Origin of the sequence: Pseudomonas sp. NY15437 (assembly GCF_048068435.1) — a bacterium.
In the GTDB taxonomy this organism is placed as follows: Bacteria; Pseudomonadota; Gammaproteobacteria; order Pseudomonadales; family Pseudomonadaceae; genus Pseudomonas; species Pseudomonas nitroreducens_B.
Window position 1 is genome coordinate 39827 of the sequence record NZ_JBLUQC010000018.1, and the last position, 19013, is coordinate 58839.

The window sequence follows — 19013 nt, forward strand, 5'->3', positions numbered from 1 at the left end:
CCTCGTTGATTGTTGTTCGTTGGGAGGATGGGGTGGCCCCGAGCATAGGCGCCAGTGAGGACGCAGGGCGACGATCATTCACCAGCCGTATAGCCGTGCCCCCTCCCTCGTTGGGCGGGCACCAACGAAACCGCCGCCCGGAGGCGGCGGTTTCAGCGGGTTTCACCGCGCGTCAGACGGTGTCGGTCTTGATCGCGTGGTCGCCCAGCAGGCCGTTGAGCACGGTCTGGGTATCCCCCGCCGAGAGCACGCCGCTGCCGGCATGGCCCGCGTACTTGGCGGAGAGGTCGACGTTGGCCAGGTCGACGGTCTGGGTGACGGCGCCACCGCTGGTGGGGCTGACGCCGATGCTGGTGGTGCCGGCGTTGACCGAGAAGGTCAGGTAGTGCGCGAGCGACGAGGCCGTGGCGGTTTCCCCTTGCAGCAGGTCGGCGAAGTTCAGCACGTCGTGCTCGGCGATGCTGAAGTCCTTGATCACGTCGTGGCCGGTGTCGCCGGACTTCCAGATGAACTCATCCGCGCCGGTGCCGCCGTACAGGATGTCGTCGCCCGGCCCGCCGATCAGCTTGTCGTTGCCGCCCTGGCCGAACATCAGGTCGTTACCGGCGCCGCCCTCGAGGATGTCGTCGCCACCGCGGGTATCGCCGACGACGTTGAGCTCCTGAGCATGGGCGGCGATGTAGTCGAGCAACTGCCCGGACGTGGGGGCCGTCCCGCCGTTGGTTGCGGTCAGGTAGTCCACCAGTCCCTGGAAGCCCTGGCCGTTGTGCGTGCCGGCGGCATGCCCGGCCCAGGACAGGCTGTCGGTGTTGATGACATCGCCGAAGATGATGTCGTTGCCCGAACCGCCCACCAGGTGGTCGTTGCCCACCGGCGCCGGCGAGACGTTGCTCACGCCCTCCTGCAGCGCCGTCGTCAGCTCGCTGCCGGTGTGGATGATCTGCGGCTGGCCGACATTGCCGACCACGTCGTTCTTGCCGTAGTCGATGATCCCGGTGCCCACGGTGTTGGTGTTGTCGAAGAAGCGCAGGATATTGGTGTTGACGCCGTCGTCGATGCCGATGGCGTTCACCGAGACATGGTCGGCGCCGGCGAACACGCCGGTGCCATTGAGCATGTCGGCGCCAGCGGTCAGGGCTTTCTGCACGTCGTTGTACTCGGTGCTGTTGCCGGAGTTGGTCGAGTCGCCATTGAAGGTGGTCGGGTTGCCGTCGGTGAGGAAGAACGCCAGGTTGACGTAGTTGTGCGCCGCATCCGCGCCGCCTCCCACCTGCCCGGCGAACCAGGCGCTGGCGGACTTCATCGCGGCCTCGTAGTTGGTGTTGCCGTCGGCGGTGAGGGCGTTGATCTTGTCGATCATGCCCTGCACGTTGCTGCTGTTGAGCCCGGCCAGGGTGGCGATGGTCGAGGAGGTGGCGAAGGAGACCAGCGCCACGTTGATCACCCCGTCATGTCCCTTGACCTGGTTGAGCAGGTTGATCAGGGCGTTCTTCGCCAGGCTCAGCCGGTCGGGCCCGCCCGGCTCGTTCATGCTGCCGGAGCGGTCGAGCACCAGGGCGATGTTGTAGTTCTTGCCCGGGGTGGTGGACACCGAGACGCCACCCTTGTCGCCCACCAGCACGTCGTTGCCGTTGCCGCCGACGATGTCACCGCTCTTGTCGGCGTCGCTGGGGTTGGGAATGGTGTGCTGGGTGGTGGACGAGCCGCTGTCATGGTCATTGCTGCCGACCACCAGCAGCGGGTTGGGCGTGCTCAGGTCCAGGCACAGGTTGAGGCTGGTGGAGTCGCCGTCGCCGTCGGTGATGCCCAGGTGGAAGTTGAGGTCCAGGTCCTGGGGCAGCACGGACTGTTTCACCTCGATGCTGGCAACCCGGTAATCACCGCCGGAGCTGCTCAATACGACGCTGGTGAAGCCGGTCTGCGACAACTGGTAGGCCGAGCCCGAGGTGAAGTGGCCATCGGTGAGCAGGTTCCAGTGGGTGGCATCGCCCTCCCCGGTTCCGGCCGGCGGCGAGTAGGTGCCCTGGGCCAGCAAGGTGCCGCCCTCGCCGTAGACGCTCCAGGTCAGCACATCGCTGGTGGAGAGCTTCTGCACGTCGAAGCTGGCGTCATAGACCTTTTCGTTGAACGCGACGTTGAGCTTCTCGCCGGTGTCGATCAGGTTGTTGCCGCCTACGCCCATGCCGTTGTTGGACGGGTTCACCACACTGCCCGGGCTGGTGAAGGTGGCGGTAAGGCCATCGGCATTGAGGACAATGGAGGTCTGCGGGCCGCCGGCGGAGACCTTGGTCAGGTCGTAGTCCACCGAGGTGGTCGGCCGCGAGTTCACCACCTCGAAGCTGTAGCTGCCATCGGCATTGACCTTGAGGACGAAGAACGGCTGGTTGTTGCCGTCATAGGCGGTGAGCTGCGAACCGCCACCGGTCAGTTGGGTGACCACGTAGGTCAGGCCATCCGGCGCGGTGTTGCCGCTGAGGTCGAAGGCGCCCAGGCCATCGCCGCCGAAGCTGACATCCAGGTTGCCGGTGAGGATGAAGCCCTGGGAGTCGGAGACGTCCTGGCACGGCGGTTCGCTGTGCACCACCGGCAGGTCGTCCTGCACATGGATCACCAGCGAGCCTGCGCCCAGGCTGACCGGGTCGCCGTCGCCATCGGTGGCCTTGATCACGCCGCCGAGGTTGAGCGTCAGCTGCTCGCCGTCATCGCCATTGTGCAGCGGGTGGTCCAGCGGGCCGAGCAGCTTGAACTCGTAGTGCCCCGCCGCATCAACCGACAAGGTGAAGATGGTCTTGGCACCGGCCATGGCGGTCAGCAGGTTGCCCACCACGCTGTAGCTGAGCGCCACGCCGCCGGAGGTCAGGTTCTGTGCGCTGAGCGAGGCGGTGTTGCCGGTCAGCGAGAAGGCACCGGGGCCGTCCGCGCCGAAGTTCACCAGGCTGCTGAGCGAACCCGTGGCCGTGGTGGTGTCGCCGGCGCCATCGGGGTTGCCCCCCGGCAGCGCATCTTCCATGACCTGGCCCGTGACGCTGCCGCCGGCGATGAGCACGGGGCCGTCGTCCTTGAACACCAGCTTGCCGCCCAGGTCGAGGCTGGCGACACTCTGGTCGCCGTCGCCATCGGTGATGGTCGCCACCAGGGCGATCTTGCTACCCAGCAGGCTGACCGAATCATCGGGGTTGGTGGCGTCGGCATGCTTGAGCGCCAGTTGCTGGTCCAGCGTAAGCACGCCCGTGGCGCTGTTCAGGCTCAGGCTGAAGGCAACCGGGCCGCCCGCGCCGCCCACATGACCTTCCACCAGCGTATCGCTGACCTTGACCAGCATGATGCTCTGCCCGCTGGTGGTCTGCAGCCCGCTGACGGTACCGGTGGTGGCCGACAGGCCGTAGCTGACGGTGCCGCCATCGGCGCCGCCATTGGCGGTGAAGGCGCCGCTGAAGTCGCCGGTGGCATCGGTGGCCAGCACGGTTTCGTCCACCGTCAGTACCGGCGCCTGGCCGGCGTTGGCGCTGATGCTCGGGCCATCGTCCTTGAAGACCAGCCGGCCGCCCAGGTCGAGGTTGGCGGAAAGCGAGTCGCCGTCGGCATCGGTGATGGTGGCGGCCAGGATGATCTTGTTGTTCAGCAGGCTGACCGAGTCATCGGGGTTGCTGGCGTTGGGATGCTGCAGCGCCATCTGCTGGTCGAGGGTGACCACGCCACCGGCGATAGTGACCTTGAAGGCGATGGCGCCCTGGTCCCCACCGACGCGGCCGACGACGCTGCCGCCTTCGTTGAACAGCAGGATGGTCTGGCCGCTGGTGGTCTTCAGGCCGCTGTCCAGGCCATTGGAAACGGCACTGAGCTGGTAGGTCACGGTGCCGGCGCCGTCGGCGCCGAAGCTGCTGCTGAATTGCCCGGAGAAGTCCCCGCTGGCGTTGCCGGCCAGGTTGGTTTCGTCCACCGTCAGCACCGGAGCCCCCTGGCTGCTGGCGCTGATGCTCGGGCCGTCGTCCTTGAAGGTCAGGCGGCTGCCCAGGTCCAGTTCGGCATGGCTGGAATCCCCGTCGCCATCGGTGATGGTGGCGACCAGGTTGATCTTGCCGCCGGCGATGCTCAGCGCGTCATCGGGGTTGCTGCCGTCCGGATGCTTGAGCGCCATCTGCTGATCGAGGGTGACGACCCCATCAGCGACCGTGACCTTGAAGGCAATCGCCCCGGCCGGGCCGCCCACGCGGCCGACCACGCTGGTGCCTTCGTTGAACAGCAGGATGGTCTGGCCCTGGCTGGTCTGCAGGCCGCTGTCGCTGCCATTGGCGACGGCTTCGACCTTGTAGCTCAGCGAGCCCTGGCCGTCCGCGCCGTAGTTGCCGTTGAACTGGCCGGAGAAGTCGGCGCTGGCATTGATGGCCAGGTTGGTCTCGTCCACCACCAGGCCGGGAGCGCCCTGGGCGCTCGCGCTGATGGTCGGGGCATCGTCGTAGAACACCATCTTGGTGCCGAGGTCGACATGGGCCGACGCCGTGTCGCCGTCGCCATCGGTGATGGTGGCCGTCAGGGTGATCTTGCCGTCGGGCAGGCGCAGCGGCTCATCCGGGTTGGTCGGATCCGGGTGCTTGAGCGCCAGGCGCTGGTCGAGCATCAGCGCGCCCTGGTCCTCGCTGACCACGAAGGCGATGGCCCCGCTGCCGGCAACCTTGCCGACCACGGTGCCGTTGACGTTGTACAGCAGGATGCTCTCGCCCTGGGTGGTTTTCACGCCACTGTCGGTGCCATCGACGGTGGTCACCTTGTAGGTGATGGTCCCCGGGCCGTCAGCGCCGAAGCTCGGCGTGAACAGCTGGGACACCAGGCTGACTTCGACGCGGGCGTCGTTCGACAGGTTGGACTCGTCCACCTCCAGGCTGATGTCGGCGTCCAGGCAGGGAACGATGCTCGGGCCGTCATCGAGGAAGGTCAGCTTGCTGCCCAGGTCGATCTGGGCGCTGGCGCTGTCGCCGTCCTTGTCGGTGATGGTGGCGGTCAGGGTGATCTGGCCGGGCAGGTTGAGGGCGTCGTCAGGGTTGCTGGCGTCCGGATGCGCGAGGGCGCGCAGCTGCTCCAGGGTGACCTTGCCGTCGCCGTCCACATACACGCGGAAGGCCACGGTGTCGGTGCCCTGCAGGCGGCCTTCGATGCCGTCGGCGGTGTTGTAGAGGTAGACCTTCTGGCCGGTCGCGGTGTCCTTGAGCCCGCTGTCGCTGTTGTCGGCCCCAGCCAGTGTGTAGGTGATGGTTCCGGCGCCGTCCGCGCCGAAGTGGGCGGTGAACAGGTCGGCCACCGACGCGCTGCTGGTGTCCGGCACGCCGAGGTGGGTTTCGTCGACGCTCAGCGCGATGTCGGCGCTGGTGCTGGCCGTGATGCGCGGGCCGTCATCGAGGAAGGTCAGCTTGTCGCCCAGGTCGATGGAGGCGGTGGCGCTGTCGCCATCCTTGTCGGTGATGGTGGCGGTCAGCGCCAGGGTATTCGGGTTGAGGCTGACGCCCTCGTTATCGCTGCCCGGATTCGGGTGCACGATGGCGCGCACCTGGTCCAGGGTGATGGTGCCGTCCTGCCCGAGGGTCACGCGGAAGGCCACGTCGCCGTTGACGCCGCCCACGCGGCCTTCCACGCCGCTGGCGGTGTTGAACAGGAAGATCTGGCTGCCCGTGGCGGTGTCTTTCAGGCCGCTGTCGGTGTTGTCCTGGGTCTCGATCCGGTAGGTGATCGAGCCGGCACCATCGGCGCCGAACTGCGCATTGAACAGGTCAGCCACCGAACCGGTGCTGCTGGCGTCCAGGTTCAGGTTGGTCTCGTCCACCGTCAGGTGCAGGCCCTCGGTGTTGCCGGCGGAAATGCTCGGGCCATCGTCGAGGAAGGTCAGCTTGCTGCCCAGGTCGATGGAGGTGGTGGCGCTGTCGCCGTCCTTGTCGGTGATGGTGGCGCTCAGTGCCAGGGTGTTCGGGTCGAGGCTGACGCCTTCATTGGCATCGGTAGTGGGATGCACGACGGCGCGCACCTGGTCGAGGGTGACCTTGCCGTCCTGGCCCAGGGTCACGCGGAAGGCCACGTCGCCGTTCACGCCGCCCACGCGGCCTTCCACGCCGGTGGCGGTGTTGAACAGGAAGATCTGGCTGCCCGTGGCGGTGTCTTTCAGGCCGCTGTCGGTGTTGTCCTGGGTCTCGATCCGGTAGGTGATCTGCCCCGCCCCGTCGGCGCCGAAGTTCCCGCTGAACAGGTCGGCGACGCTGGCCGTGCTGGTGGCATCCACGGCCAGGTTGCTCTCGTCCACCGTCAGCTGGATATCGTGCTCGCTGCTCGGCGCGATGCTCGGACCATCGTCGAGGAAGCTGAGCTTGCCGCCCAGGTCGATGGAGGTGGTGGCGCTGTCGCCGTCCTTGTCGGTGATGGTCGCGCTGAGGGCGATCTTGCCGGCCAGGCTCAGCGAGTCGTTGGGGTCACTGGTATCGGAGTGCGCCAGCGCGCGCAGCTGTTCCAGGGTGACCTTGCCGTCCTGCCCGATGGTCACGCGGAAGGCGGTTTCGCCGCTGGTCTCCAGGCGCCCTTCCACACCGTTGGCGGTGTTGAAGAGGAACACCCGCTGGCCGCTGGCGGTGTCGGTCAGGCCGCTGTCGGAGTTGTTGGCGGCTTCGAGCTTGTAGGTGATGGAGCCGGCACCGTCGGCGCCGAACTGGCCGCTGAACAGATCGGCCACCGAGCCGCTGCTGGTTGCCGATTGGCCGAGGGTGGTTTCGTCCACGCTCAGCTGCAGCTCGCTGCCGTCGATAGGCGCGATGCGCGGGCCGTCATCGAGGAAGGTGAGCTTGCTGCCCAGGTCGAGGCTGGCGCTCTGATGGTCGCCATCGGCGTCAGTCACGGTGGCACTCAGGCTGATCTTGCCTTCGCCCAGGCTCAGCGGATCGTTGGCATCGGCGCTGTCCGGGTGGACCAACGCACGCACCTGGTCGAGGGTGATCTTGCCGTCCTCGCCCAGCGTCACGCGGAAGGCGACGGCGCCATCGGCGCCGCCGACTCGGCCTTCGACGCCATTGGCAGTGTTGAACAGGAAGATCTTGTCGCCGGTGGCGGTGTCTTTCAGGCCGCTGTCGGTGTTGTCGGTGGTGCTGACCTGGTAGGTGATCGAGCCGGCGCCATCGGCGCCGAACTGGGCGTTGAACAGGTCCGCCACCGAGCCGCTGCTGCTGGCGTCCTGGCTCAGGTCAGACTCGTCCACCGTCAGGTGCAGGCCTTCGGTATTGCCCACGGAGATGCTCGGGCCGTCATCGAGGAAGGTGAGCTTGCTGCCCAGGTCGAGGCTGGCGCTCTGGTGGTCGCCATCGGCGTCGGTCACGGTGGCGCTCAGGCTGATCCTGCCTTCGCCCAGGCTGAGCGGGTCGTTGGCATCGGCACTGTCGGGGTGGACCAGTGCACGCACCTGGTCGAGGGTGATCTTGCCGTCCTCGCCCAGCGTCACGCGGAAGGCGACGGCGCCATCGGCGCCGCCGACTCGGCCTTCGACGCCAGTGGCGGTGTTGAACAGGAAGATCGTGTCGCCGGTGGCGGTATCTTTCAGCCCGCTGTCGGTGTTGTCGGTGGTGCTGACCTGGTAGGTGACCGAGCCGGCGCCGTCGGCGCCGAACTGGGCATTGAACAGGCTGCTGACCGCCACGCTGCTGGTGGCGTCGGTACCCAGGGCGGACTCATCCACGGTCAGTTGCAGGCCTTCGGTGTTGCCCACGGCAATGCTCGGGCCGTCGTCGGTGAAGCTCACCCGGCCGCCCAGGTCCAGCGAGCTGCTGGAGGTGACGCTGTCGCCATCACGGTCGGTGACCGTCAGGTTGCCCTGCAGTTGCACCAGGCCGGAATCGAGCGCAACGGCCTGGCTGGCGTAGCTGCCCTCGCTGCCCGGCAGGGCGTGGTCGATGGCGCTGAACTGGGTCAGGGTGACCACGCCGGTGCTGCCGTTGACCGACAGGCTGAAGACGGTGTTCTCACCCGTGATGCCGGCCGCGCTGGCGGCGGTGGACGCGACGATGACGCCCCCCACGCTGTACAGGAAGATGGCCGCGCCGCCGCTGGTCAGCCCCGAGTCGGCACCGTTGCCGGCCACCAGGTTCAGGCTGTAGCTCAGTTGCGTGCTGCCGGCGCCGTCGCCGCCGTAGTTGGCGGTCACCTGGAAGGCCGAGCTGAAGTCGGTGGTGGCGGTGTCGAAGGCCGCACCGGCGGTGTTGGCGTCGTGGGTCTGCAGCAGCACGTCCACGCCATTGTTGGCGGACAGGCTGCCCTGCGGCGCATCGTCGACGATGCCCACGGTCACGCTGCCGTTGGCCGGCGTGCCGTTGCCATCGGTAATGACGTAGGGAAGGTTGAAGGTCAGGGTGTCTTCGGAGCCCTGTACCGGGTGGTCCACCGGCTGCAGGAGCGTCACTTCGAATGTGCCGGTGTTGATATCGGTGAGGGTGACGGTGAACACCGGCGTGCCATTGGCACTGCCGGTGAGCACGAGGCCGTCAGGGCTGACGCTGTAGGTGATGGCCACGCCGCCGGAGGTCAGGCTGGGCAGCCCCGCGGTGCCCCAGGCGAAGCTGCCGACGCCATCGGGACCGAAGCTGTAGCCCAGGTTGCCGGTGAAGGTTGCCCCCTCACCCGCGCCATTGGGCAGGCCGCCGGGCAGCCCGGCTTCGAACACATTGGCAGCGCCGCCAGAGCCGGCGCTCGGCACGCCATCCGGCGGCACGACGGCCTCGACCTGAGGCTGCGGGTTACCGACGAACTCACGCAGGGGCAAGGGACCGGAGCCGATGGGCCCGGTGGGGAAGCCGATGGTCGGGTCGATATGCCCGCCGATCTCGGTCAGCAACACGAAGGAGTGCCCGCCACCGGGCTTGCCATTGGCGGCAGCGCCCGCGGCGCTCGGGCCGGCGGCGGTGGCCTCGGCGGCCTGGGTCGGGTCGACGCCCGCGGCGATAGCGGCCTGCAGGGCCTTGACATCGGTGACGTCCTGCTGGGTCGGTGTTGCCGGCTGTTGCTGGGCAACCGCCTGGTCACCCTGGTCTGACTGGTGCGCAGCGGCCAGCATCTGCGAGGTCAGCGGCAGCGAGCTGTCGCGCCCCAGGGTGATCTCGCCGCCTCCGGCGACTTTCAGCGCGACCGCGCCATTGGCGCCGGTGACCAGCTGTTCACCGACAAACACCTTGTCTCCCTGTGACAAAGGACGACGCGATCCATCGGCGGCTACCGCAAACACTTCGCCGATTACCTTGCTGACGACACCCATCAAAGTAGCCATGAGTCCTTCCTCCGCTGCACATCCCGCGGCCGGCTCCACCGGCGCACGATTGACCGAAACAGGCCATGGCACGCTTGTATCCGGATGCTGCGAAGAAAGTTGCGAAGGGAGCAAAGAGGACTGCTAGCGCTTTTGCATCAAAAAGCCAGCGACAATTTTTTGTCATGCTGGCCACGCGTTTTTTGTCCTTCTGCGGTGGTCCCCGCCCTTACTGCTACAAACCGTACCTGGCTTCGTTTGCAAGCGCCTCCTCCGGCCCATACCCAGGAAAAACGAGGGCTTGCACGCTCAAACAATGTGCTGGTTTTCACAGGGCTCATAAGATTTTTTCCGAATAACCCTTGTGAAAAATTCTTCTGAGCTTTTCGAAAAGTTGTTCTTAGCTCTGATGTTACAGGCGTGAAACGCTTGATAAGACAAAAAAGCCAATAAATTGGCGATCAAAGAGCATCGAAGTACAGAACACCAGGAGCAAAGCCATGCGCAGTCGTAACGCGGCACTATGGAGCGGTGTATTTTTGGCGGTGTCAGGGGCTCATGGGCAGGCCATGACACTGACCGAAGCTATACAAAGCACGCTGCAATACCACCCGGAAATCAGCCAGAGCGTGAACAGTCGCCTCACTGCAGATGAGGAGCTGAAGTTCGCCAGGGGCGGCTACCTGCCTACCGTCGATCTCGTGGCCGGTTACGGCCGGGAGAACACCGACAGCCCCACGACTCGCGCGCAGGGCAACCACAACGATGAAACCCTGACCCGCGGCGATGCGGAAATCCGTCTGCGGCAGATGCTGTTCGACGGCTTCGGCACGCCCAACGAGGTCAGGCGCAACGAGTCCAACGTCAACGCCAAGGCCTTCCGTATCCTCGGAACCTCGGAAACCGCCGCCCTGCGCACCGTCGAGGTCTACCTCGAAGTGCTCAAGCGCCGCGAGATGGTGGCGCTGGCGAAGAACAACCTGCAGGCCCACGAACGCATCGGTGACCAGATCCGCCTGCGCAGCGAGCGCGGCGTCGGCAGCACCGCCGACAACGACCAGGCAATCGCCCGCCTGGCCCTGGCGCAGAACAACCTCTATACGGAGGAAGTGAATCTGGCCGATGCCGAGGCGAATTTCTACAGCGCCACCGGCCGCATGCCCGACCAGCTGGAAACGCCGGCCACGGTCAAGGCGGAAGTCCCGCCGGACCTGCTGAGCGCCCGCCAGGGCATGCTCAACGACAACCCGCTGCTGAAGTCGGCACAAGCCGACGTCAACGCCGCCGAATCGCAGTACGAAGCGGCCAAGGCGCCCTTCTACCCGCGCTTCGACGCCGAACTGGCCAAGGCCGCCAACAACAACGTCGACGGCGATGAAGGCCACTACAACAGCTGGGAAGCCCAGGTGGTGATGCGCTACAACCTGTTCAACGGGATGCGCGACAAGGCCCACCTGAACGCTACGTCGCACCAGATCGGCGAGGCCCAGGACATCCGCAACAACGCCCTGCGGCTGCTCAACGAAAATCTCTCGCTGGCCTGGGACGCGATGGAAAACTCGCGCAAGCAGACCCAGCCCGCCCGCGAATACGCCGACTACACCCGCAAGGTGCGCGAGGCGTACCAGCAGCAGTTCACCCTCGGCCAGCGCACCCTGCTCGACCTGCTGGACAGCGAGAACGAACTCTTCACCGCCAACCGCCGCTACGTCGACGTGCGCTACACCGAGGAGTACTCGATGTACCGCGTGCTCGGCAGCATGGGCAGCCTGCTGCGCTCCCAGCACGTGGTCGCCCCGCACGAGGCCGTGGCGCTGTCGGATGTGAAGAACGAGGCGCGCCTGCCTGACCTGAAATAAGAAAGTCGCACGCGCCCGTCACCGCCCCGCGCCGCCTGGTGTCGGGGCGACGGCCGTGAGGCGATACGACAGGGCACGGAAGAACCCGCGACCGGCGGGCCCCGGCGAGCAGCTGCAACTGCTCGGCGTGGCCTGCCCGCGCGGGTCGGCGCGGCCCGGGAGGAAGTAGCGTGACCATGATCATCCAGGAGCGCGGCACACCTGCGCCGGGCGATCCGCGCCTGAGCCATGACGATCCCCTGCTCGACGGACTGCTGATCCTGTGCCGCCTGCATGGCTGCGCCGTGAGCCGCAACAGCCTGTCCGCCGGCCTGCCGCTACGCGACCAGCGGCTCTCCGCCGCCCTGCTGCCGCGCGCCGCAGCCCGCGCCGGCCTGCAGGGCCGGCTGCTGCGCCGCGAGCTGAAGAGCATCTCCAACCTCAACCTGCCGGTGCTGCTGCTGCTCAACGATGGCCGCAGCGCCGTGCTGCGCCAATGGCGCGACGACGGCCAGGCGCTGATCCTGCCCTGCGAGACCGACGGCGGCGAACAGGCCGTGGGCGCCGACGAGCTGGCCGCCCAGTACAGCGGCCAGGCGCTCTTCGCCCGCCCGCGCCACGAACTCGAAGCCGCGCGCAAGCCGCTGGTGCCGCGCGTCGAAGCCTGGTTCCGCGACACCCTGCGGCTGTCGCGCTGGCTCTACACCGACGCCCTGGTCGCCAGCCTGCTGATCAACCTGCTGGGCATGCTGGTGCCGCTGTTCGTCATGCAGACCTACGACCGCGTGGTGCCCAACCAGGCGCTGTCGACCCTCTGGGTGCTCGCCGCCGGCCTGCTGATCGGCACGCTGTTCGAACTGCTGCTGCGGGTGCTGCGCTCCAACCTGCTGGACATGGCCGGCAAGAAGACCGACGTGGTGCTCTCCGCCACCCTGTTCGAACGCATCACCGGCATGTCGCTGGTGGCCAAGCCGGAGACCGTCGGCGGCTTCGCCCAGAGCATCCACGACTTCCAGGGCCTGCGCGAATTCCTCACCGCGCTGACCCTGACCAGCCTGATCGACCTGCCCTTCTCACTGCTGATGATCCTGGTCATCGGCCTGCTCGGCGGCTGGCTGGTGGCCGTGCCGCTGCTGGCCTTCCCCATCACCATCGTGTTCGCCCTGATCATCCAGAGCCGCCTGCGCGACACCGTGCAGAAGAGCCTGACCCTGGGCGCCGAACGCCAGGCCCTGCTGATCGAAACCCTCGGCGGGCTGGAAACCCTCAAGGCCTGCGGCGCCGAGAGCGAGCGCCAGTACCGCTGGGAATCCACCCACGGCGCCCTGGCGCGGCTGGACAACCATGCGCGCTTCCTCAGCGCCCTGGCCACCAACGGCACGCTGTTCCTCCAGCAGTTCGCCGGCCTGGCGATGATCTGCGCCGGGGTCTACAGCATCCTCGACGGCAACCTCAGCGTCGGCGCGCTGGTCGCCAGCTACATGCTCAACAGCCGCGTGCTGGCCCCGCTGGGGCAGATCGCCGGGCTGATCACCCGCTACCAGCAGGCACGCCTGACCATGAAGAGCACCGACGCGCTGATGGAGCTGCCGCAGGAGCGCCAGGCCCGCCAGCGCCCGCTGGAACGTACCCAGCTGCACGGCGCGCTGGAAGTGCGCCAGCTCAGCTTCAGCTACCCCGAGCAGACCACCCCGGCGCTGCACCACGTCAGCCTGCGCCTGGCCCCCGGCGAGAAGATCGGCATCATCGGCAAGAGCGGCTCGGGCAAGAGCACCTTCGGCCGCCTGCTCATGGGCTTCTACCACCCCGACGAAGGACAGATCCTGCTGGACGGCCTGGACCTGCGCCAGCTCGACGTCTCCGACCTGCGCCAGCAGATCGGCTACGTGGCCCATGACCTGCCGCTGCTGGCCGGCAGCCTGCGCGACAACCTGACCCTCGGCGCGCGCTACGTCAGCGATGCGCGGATGCTCGAAGTGGCCGAGCTGACCGGCGTCAGCGAGCTGGCCCGGCAGCACCCGGCCGGCTTCGACCGCCCGGTGGGCGAGCGTGGCCAGCTGCTGTCCGGCGGCCAGCGCCAGGCCGTGCTGATGGCCCGCGCGCTGCTGCTCGACCCGCCGATCCTGTTGCTGGACGAGCCCACCAGCGCCATGGACAACAGCAGCGAGGAGATCCTGCGCAAGCGCCTGCACGAAGCCTGCCGCGACAAGACCCTGCTGCTGGTCACCCACCGCACCTCGATGCTCAGCCTGGTCGACCGCCTGCTGGTGCTCGACAGCGGCCGCATCGTCGCCGACGGCCCGAAAGACGCGGTCATCGAAGCATTGCGCAAGGGCCACGTCGGCCCGGCAGCGGGGTAATGGCCATGCACTTCTCCCAATCGATCCGTGGCTACCTGGGCGGCAACGGCGCCCGCGACACCGAATTCATGCCCGAGGTCCAGGGCACCCTGCTGGAGGACTCGCCCAACGCCACGCGCATCACCCTGTGGGCGGCGCTCGGCCTGCTGGTGGCGGCCATCACCTGGGCCTACTTCGCCGATATCGAGGAAGTGACCAAGGGCGAAGGCAAGGCCATTCCCTCCTCCAAGGTGCAGACCATCCAGAACCTGGAGGGCGGCATCGTCTCGGAAATCTTCGTCCGCGAGGGCCAGGTGGTGAACAAGGGCCAGCCGCTGCTGCGCCTGGACGACACGCGCTTCTCCTCCAACAAGGGCGAGACCGAGGCCGACCGCAACTCCCTGGAAGCCCGCGTGGAGCGTCTGAGCGCGGAAGCCGAAGGGCGCGAACCGGTGTTCACCGACGAGCTGAAAAAGGCCGCGCCGCAGGTGGTGGAAGACCAGCTGGCGCTCTACCAGACCCGCATGCAACGGCAGAACAGCGAGCTGAACATCCTCCAGGAACAGTTGCGGCAGAAGGGCCAGGAGCTGCAGGAGTTCCGCGCCAAGACCCAGCAGTACCGCTCGAGCCTCGGGCTGGTGCAGCAGGAGATCAACATGTCCGAGCCGCTGGTGAAGGCTGGCGCCGTCTCCCCGGTGGAACTGCTGCGCCTGCGTCGCAGCGCGGTGGAAATCAGTGGCGACCTCAACGCCACCAACCTCGCCATCCCCCGCGCCGAGGCCGCGGTGAGCGAGATCCAGCGCAAGGTGGAGGAATCGAAACTGGGCTTTCGCAGCGACGCGCTGAAGGAGCTCAACGACGTGCGCACCGACCTCAACAAGCTCACCGCCACCAGCCGCGCCATCGACGACAAGGTCAACCGCACCCTGGTGGTTGCGCCCATGCGCGGCATCGTCAAGCAGCTCAAGGTCAACACCATCGGCGGCGTGGTGCAGCCGGGCAACGACATGGTGGAAATCGTCCCGCTGGAGGACAACCTGCTGGTGGAAGCGCGGGTGCGTCCGCAGGACATCGCCTTCCTCCACCCCGGCCAGACCGCCACGGTGAAGTTCACCGCCTACGACTACACCATCTACGGCGGGCTGAAGGCCAAGCTGGAAGTGATCAGCGCCGACACCATCACCGACGACAAGGGCAACAGCTTCTACCTGATCCAGGTGCGCACCGACAAGAACCACCTGGGCACCGACGCCAAGCCCCTGCTGATCATCCCCGGCATGGTGGCGACCGTGGACATCATCACCGGCGAGAAGAGCGTGCTGGACTACATCTTGAAGCCGGTGCTGAAGGCACGGTGGGAGGCGTTGCGGGAGCGGTGAGTTTCTCGGCGGGCTTCGCAGCGGGGGTTGGCACCCTCTCCCCAGCCCTCTCCCTGAAGGGAGAGGGAGCTCCGGCTGGAAGAATGACGCTGCCTGCATCCAATACGTCCGGCGAACTCAGTTGATGCACGTCACTCGGACCAGTCCCCATACCCTTCGGAGCGGGGCGCGCAGCCAGGGTTAGGGAGCGGGCACTCCCGCAGACTCCGAACGCCTCACTTTCCCTCCCCCCGCCAATGCGCCCCCGGCCCCTCCTCTGCCAGGCAATCCCCCGGATTGCGCAGCGGGCAGGCCTCCATCGACAGGCACCCACAGCCAATACAGCCATCGAGCTGATCGCGCAGCAGCAGCAATTTCTCGATCCGCTCGTTCAGGTCGTCCCGCCAGCGCGCCGACAGCCGCGCCCAGTCCGCTGCCGTCGGGTTGTGCCCGGTGGGCAGCGAGCCCAGCGCCTCGGCGATCTCGCCCAGGGGGATGCCAACCCGTTGCGCCACCTTGATCACCGCCACCCGGCGCAGCGTGTCGCGGGCGTAACGGCGCTGGTTGCCGGCATTGCGCGAGCTGGAAATCAGCCCCTTGGCCTCGTAGAAGTGCAGCGCGGACACGGCCACGCCGGCGCGCCTGGCCAGCTCGCCGACGCTCAGCTCGCGGTGCATCGAACAGGAAGAAGATTCTTTCATGGGCTATTGACCTCAACTTAAGTTGAGGTTTTACCCTCGCCAGGCATTCGTTTCAAGCCAGGGAGCCCAGGAAGATGACGCAAGCCGCCCCGATCACCGCCCATGCCTGCGTGGACACTCCGCACTTCATCCTGCAGATCGAGATCGACGTAACGCCCCAGCAACGTCCGCACATTGCCGCACGCCTGGGCGATTACCTGTCGCACCTGCAGGCACTGTTCTACCGGCGCCCCGGCTACCTCGCCAGCGAACTCCATGTGGAAGCCCCCTCGCAACGCCTGGTCGGCCGCCTGCACTGGCGGCACCGGGAAGACTGGGAAGCCGCCTGGGATTGCCGCCAGACCGCCAGCGACCTGTTCGCCGACAGCCTGCTCAAGCTCGGCGCGCGGAGCATCCGCTTCGGCAGTGGCGAGACGGCGTAGGGCATGCACGGTTATTCCACCGGTGGGGGCCGCTGTCTTTCCCTGCGTGATTCCGTTTTTGCGCTTTGCCCTCACCCCAGCCCTCTCCCTCAGGATAGGGGGCGGATGGTGCCGGCTGACACGGTGGTTTCATCCTGCATCGAACGGTCCCCTCTCCCTCCGGGAGAGGGTTAGGGTGAGGGCGTGGCCGAACGCTGAACTATCACGCAGGAGCGTGCCATGCCCGCAATCGCGACCGTGGCTCGCTCCTACCGATAGGCCATGCCTTATTCAGGGGCCGGAAGGCTCATGTGCAGCAGCGGGAAGGGTCGCCCCTCGCCATCGGTGGGCGAGCGCCCGGTCTGGACGAAGCCGTAGTGCCGATAGAACCCCACCGCCTGCGGGTTCTGCTCGTTGACGTCGACACTCAACGTGCCGCGCAACTCACGCGCGAAATCCAGCAGCGCACGGCCCAGGCCACGCCCCCGGCACTCCGGATCGATGAAGAGCATCTCCACATGGCACTCGTTGAGGCCGATGAAGCCCAGCGGGCGGTCTTCGGCATCCACCGCCACCCAGACCGCGACAGCGGGCAGGTAGAGGTCGCGGACCTGAGGCAACAGGTCGTCGATGTCCGACGCCTGGAGGAAGTGGTGGGTCGCGCGCACGGCGCCCAGCCAGATATCGAGCAGCCGCGGATTGTCCGCAGCGATGCGTTGGCGAATAAGCATGAAATCATCCTGATTCAGCGATTACGAAAGGGATAGCGCGCCACACACGGTGACGGCCGATGGAGCGTCGGCAGCATGAATGCCCGCTTCGCGATTCAACGCCTGGGCGGAGCACGGCAGAGGCAGCCGGGAAGAGAGGAAAGCCGATCCTACCCAGCCCTTCGCCGCGGGTAAAGCTCACCCGGTCGACCAGCGCCAGCCGTCAGCCGTGCATTCCAGCCGCGCCTCCAGCGCCAACCGGTCGAGAAACGCCGCGTCATGGGACACCACCAGCAGCGCGCCGCGGTACTGTCGCAGCAGGTTTTCCAGCGCCTCGCGCGACGGCAGGTCGAGGTGGTTGTCCGGCTCGTCGAGCAGCAGCAGTTGCGCCGGGTGCTCGGCATACAGCTCGCAGGCCAGCGCCGCCTTCACACGCTCGCCGCCGCTTAGCAGCGCGCTGGGCAACTCGACCCGCGCCGCCGGCAACCCCAGCTGCGCCAGGCGGGTGCGAAGGATCGACAGGTCAGCCACGGGATTGCGCTCGCGCAGCAGCTCCAGCACCGATCGTTCGGGCAGCAACGCGGCGAGGTGCTGGTCCAGATAGGCGCAGCGCACCATCGCATCGCACGTGCCAGCCGCCGGGCCGAGCACGCCGGCGATCACCTTGAGCAGGGTCGACTTGCCGCTGCCATTGCCCCCGGTGATCGCCACGCGGCGCGGGCCGCTCAGTTGCCAGTCCAGCGCCGCGGTATTGCCGAACGGCAGTCGCAGGCCTACCAGCCGCAACACCCCGCGGGACTCGGGTAACGCGCAGTCGGGCGCGTTGAGCACCACCGGCGCATCGTCGGGCAATTGGCTGTAAGCCTCGCGCACCTCCCGCGCCAAGCGCTCGCGACGCTCCTCATGCTGCGTGGCCAGACGGGCGATGCTGGTCTGGCTGCGCTCCTTCTGCCGGTCGACGAGGATCTTCGCCTGGTTGGCCTCCTTCGCATCCTTGCGGCCCTTGGCCTGCCGATGCGCCTGGCGCTCGCGCTGCTCCTGCATGGCGTGCTGCTGGCGATCGCGCTCCAGCTTGCGCCGCTGCAACTCGCGCTCGGCGTTGGCCTGCTCCTGCTGGCGCATCTCGCGGTAGACGGCGTAGCCGCCGGAATAACTGCGCAGGCCCGCAGAGGACAGCTCGACGATGCGCTGCATGTCGTCCAGCAGCAGGCGGTCATGGCTGATCAGGATCAGGCCGCCGCGCCAGCGCTTCACCTGCTCGCGCAGGGCCTCGCGGCCGGCACGGTCGAGGTGGTTGCTGGGCTCGTCGAGGATCAGCCAGTCCGCGTCGCTGAGCCAGGCGCCGAGCAGTGCCACCCGCGTGCATTCGCCGCCGCTCAGGCGTGAGGCGGGCGTGTCGGGCGTGAGATGGGCGAGCCCGGCGGCAGCCAGTTCGGCGTCCAGGCGGGCGCGGATATCCCAATGGCCGTCGAGGCGCTCGAAATCCGCGGGATCGACGCCGCCATTCTCGACCCGTGACAGCGCGTCCAGCAGCGGCTGCACGCCGGCCAGCTCGGCCACACTGCGGAATGCCTGCGGTTCGATGCGCTGCGGCAGGTAATGCACCGGCCCGGATGCCAGGCAACGGCCGGCACTGGGCGCCAGCTCGCCGGCCATGATCCGCGCCAGCACGGACTTGCCCACGCCATTGCGCCCGACCAACGCGGTGCGCCGCTCGTCGAAGGTTTCGTGGAGGTCGCTCAGCAGCGGCTCGCCGCTGGGCAATGGATAGGAGACGCCTTGCAGCGCCAGGGTGAACGGGCTCGTCATGCGCACTACCAGATTGATGCCGGAATTCCCCCGGAACGGGCCAGGGAAGGAAACGGGCCGTGAAACCACGGCGGCATCAATTGCGCATCGGACGAACACCTCGCGAAGGGGAATCAGGGGCGCAGTATAACGGCAGCCGCCGCGCCGGTGTGGCCGCCGGGCAGAAATCGGCGCGCGGGCAACCTTTCCAGATGCCCCGCCAGCGGCGACACTGCCCTCCCCGCGCATGCGCGGCAGCCCGAACACCTTACAAGGAAGTCCATCCATGTCAGGCCCCACGTACGTCGCCCAACTGTTCCGCGAAGAGCCTCTGTATTGGGGGCTGCGGGGCGATCCCTACCTGTGGCGGGAGATGGCCGAGCATCTCGCCGACACGCCGTGGCCCGCCAGCGAGGCCGCACTGGCGCAACTGCTTGCGCGGCTTTTCCAGGAGCTTGCCGGCCTCGGCCTGGACCATCCCACCCACGTCCACCTGCCGCGCCATGCCCACGGCGGCATGTCCAGCGGGATGATCAGCACCCAGTTCTGGCGCGAACGGGCCATCCCGCTGCTGCTGGAGCGCTATCGTGCGACCTCCGCATCAACCTGAGCGCAA

The 19013-nt window shown here is 67.2% G+C and carries 9 protein-coding genes; 5 read left to right on the plus strand and 4 right to left on the minus strand.

Annotated features, from left to right (window positions below):
* Positions 1-172: 172 nt before the first annotated feature.
* Positions 173-9283, minus strand: a complete 9111-nt coding sequence (locus tag ACNFIA_RS28355; RefSeq protein WP_416790351.1) for a retention module-containing protein — start codon at positions 9281-9283, stop codon at positions 173-175.
* Positions 9284-9831: 548 nt separating this feature from the next.
* Between ACNFIA_RS28355 and ACNFIA_RS28360 the strand changes: the two genes are divergently transcribed.
* From ACNFIA_RS28360 to ACNFIA_RS28370, 3 genes are all read left to right on the plus strand, one after another.
* Complete coding sequence (locus ACNFIA_RS28360) at positions 9832-11121, plus strand: TolC family outer membrane protein (RefSeq protein WP_416790353.1); 1290 nt, start codon at positions 9832-9834, stop codon at positions 11119-11121.
* Between the two features lie 176 nt (positions 11122-11297).
* Positions 11298-13460 (plus strand): type I secretion system permease/ATPase, encoded by a 2163-nt coding sequence (locus ACNFIA_RS28365; protein ID WP_416790422.1) that lies wholly within the window; start codon positions 11298-11300, stop codon positions 13458-13460.
* Between the two features lie 5 nt (positions 13461-13465).
* Positions 13466-14818 carry an HlyD family type I secretion periplasmic adaptor subunit gene (locus ACNFIA_RS28370; protein ID WP_259753788.1) on the plus strand — a complete coding sequence of 451 codons (1353 nt, stop codon included), beginning with the start codon at positions 13466-13468 and terminating at the stop codon, positions 14816-14818.
* 215 nt (positions 14819-15033) lie between these two features.
* Here ACNFIA_RS28370 and soxR read toward each other — a convergent pair whose 3' ends face one another.
* Positions 15034-15498, minus strand: a complete 465-nt coding sequence (soxR, locus tag ACNFIA_RS28375) for a redox-sensitive transcriptional activator SoxR (protein ID WP_259753787.1) — start codon at positions 15496-15498, stop codon at positions 15034-15036.
* Positions 15499-15572: 74 nt separating this feature from the next.
* Between soxR and ACNFIA_RS28380 the strand changes: the two genes are divergently transcribed.
* A complete protein-coding gene (locus ACNFIA_RS28380; RefSeq protein WP_416790355.1) occupies positions 15573-15920 on the plus strand; it encodes an antibiotic biosynthesis monooxygenase in 348 nt (115 codons plus the stop codon).
* 266 nt (positions 15921-16186) lie between these two features.
* Here the strand turns inward: ACNFIA_RS28380 and ACNFIA_RS28385 are convergent, their stop codons facing one another.
* Both ACNFIA_RS28385 and ACNFIA_RS28390 read right to left on the minus strand, forming a co-directional pair.
* Positions 16187-16630: an acetyltransferase gene (locus tag ACNFIA_RS28385; RefSeq protein ID WP_416790356.1), complete on the minus strand. Its 444-nt coding sequence runs from the start codon at positions 16628-16630 to the stop codon at positions 16187-16189.
* A gap of 177 nt (positions 16631-16807) precedes the next feature.
* Positions 16808-18418, minus strand: coding sequence for an ABC-F family ATP-binding cassette domain-containing protein (locus tag ACNFIA_RS28390; protein ID WP_416790358.1), 1611 nt, complete (start codon positions 18416-18418; stop codon positions 16808-16810).
* Positions 18419-18683: 265 nt separating this feature from the next.
* On the opposite strand from ACNFIA_RS28390, the gene ACNFIA_RS28395 reads away from it, so the two are divergent.
* Positions 18684-19007, plus strand: a complete 324-nt coding sequence (locus ACNFIA_RS28395) for a hypothetical protein (RefSeq protein WP_416790360.1) — start codon at positions 18684-18686, stop codon at positions 19005-19007.
* Positions 19008-19013: the final 6 nt, after the last annotated feature.

What these genes read in the sequence shown, in the direction of transcription:
- ACNFIA_RS28385 (WP_416790356.1), bottom strand. Translation starts at nt 16,630, where the DNA reads ATGCTTATTCGCCAACGCATCGCTGCGGACAATCCGCGGCTGCTCGAT.
- soxR (WP_259753787.1), bottom strand. Translation starts at nt 15,498, where the DNA reads ATGAAAGAATCTTCTTCCTGTTCGATGCACCGCGAGCTGAGCGTCGGC.
- ACNFIA_RS28355 (WP_416790351.1), bottom strand. Translation starts at nt 9,283, where the DNA reads ATGGCTACTTTGATGGGTGTCGTCAGCAAGGTAATCGGCGAAGTGTTT.
- ACNFIA_RS28395 (WP_416790360.1), top strand. Translation starts at nt 18,684, where the DNA reads ATGTCAGGCCCCACGTACGTCGCCCAACTGTTCCGCGAAGAGCCTCTG.
- ACNFIA_RS28380 (WP_416790355.1), top strand. Translation starts at nt 15,573, where the DNA reads ATGACGCAAGCCGCCCCGATCACCGCCCATGCCTGCGTGGACACTCCG.
- ACNFIA_RS28360 (WP_416790353.1), top strand. Translation starts at nt 9,832, where the DNA reads ATGACACTGACCGAAGCTATACAAAGCACGCTGCAATACCACCCGGAA.
- ACNFIA_RS28390 (WP_416790358.1), bottom strand. Translation starts at nt 18,418, where the DNA reads ATGACGAGCCCGTTCACCCTGGCGCTGCAAGGCGTCTCCTATCCATTG.
- ACNFIA_RS28365 (WP_416790422.1), top strand. Translation starts at nt 11,298, where the DNA reads ATGATCATCCAGGAGCGCGGCACACCTGCGCCGGGCGATCCGCGCCTG.
- ACNFIA_RS28370 (WP_259753788.1), top strand. Translation starts at nt 13,466, where the DNA reads ATGCACTTCTCCCAATCGATCCGTGGCTACCTGGGCGGCAACGGCGCC.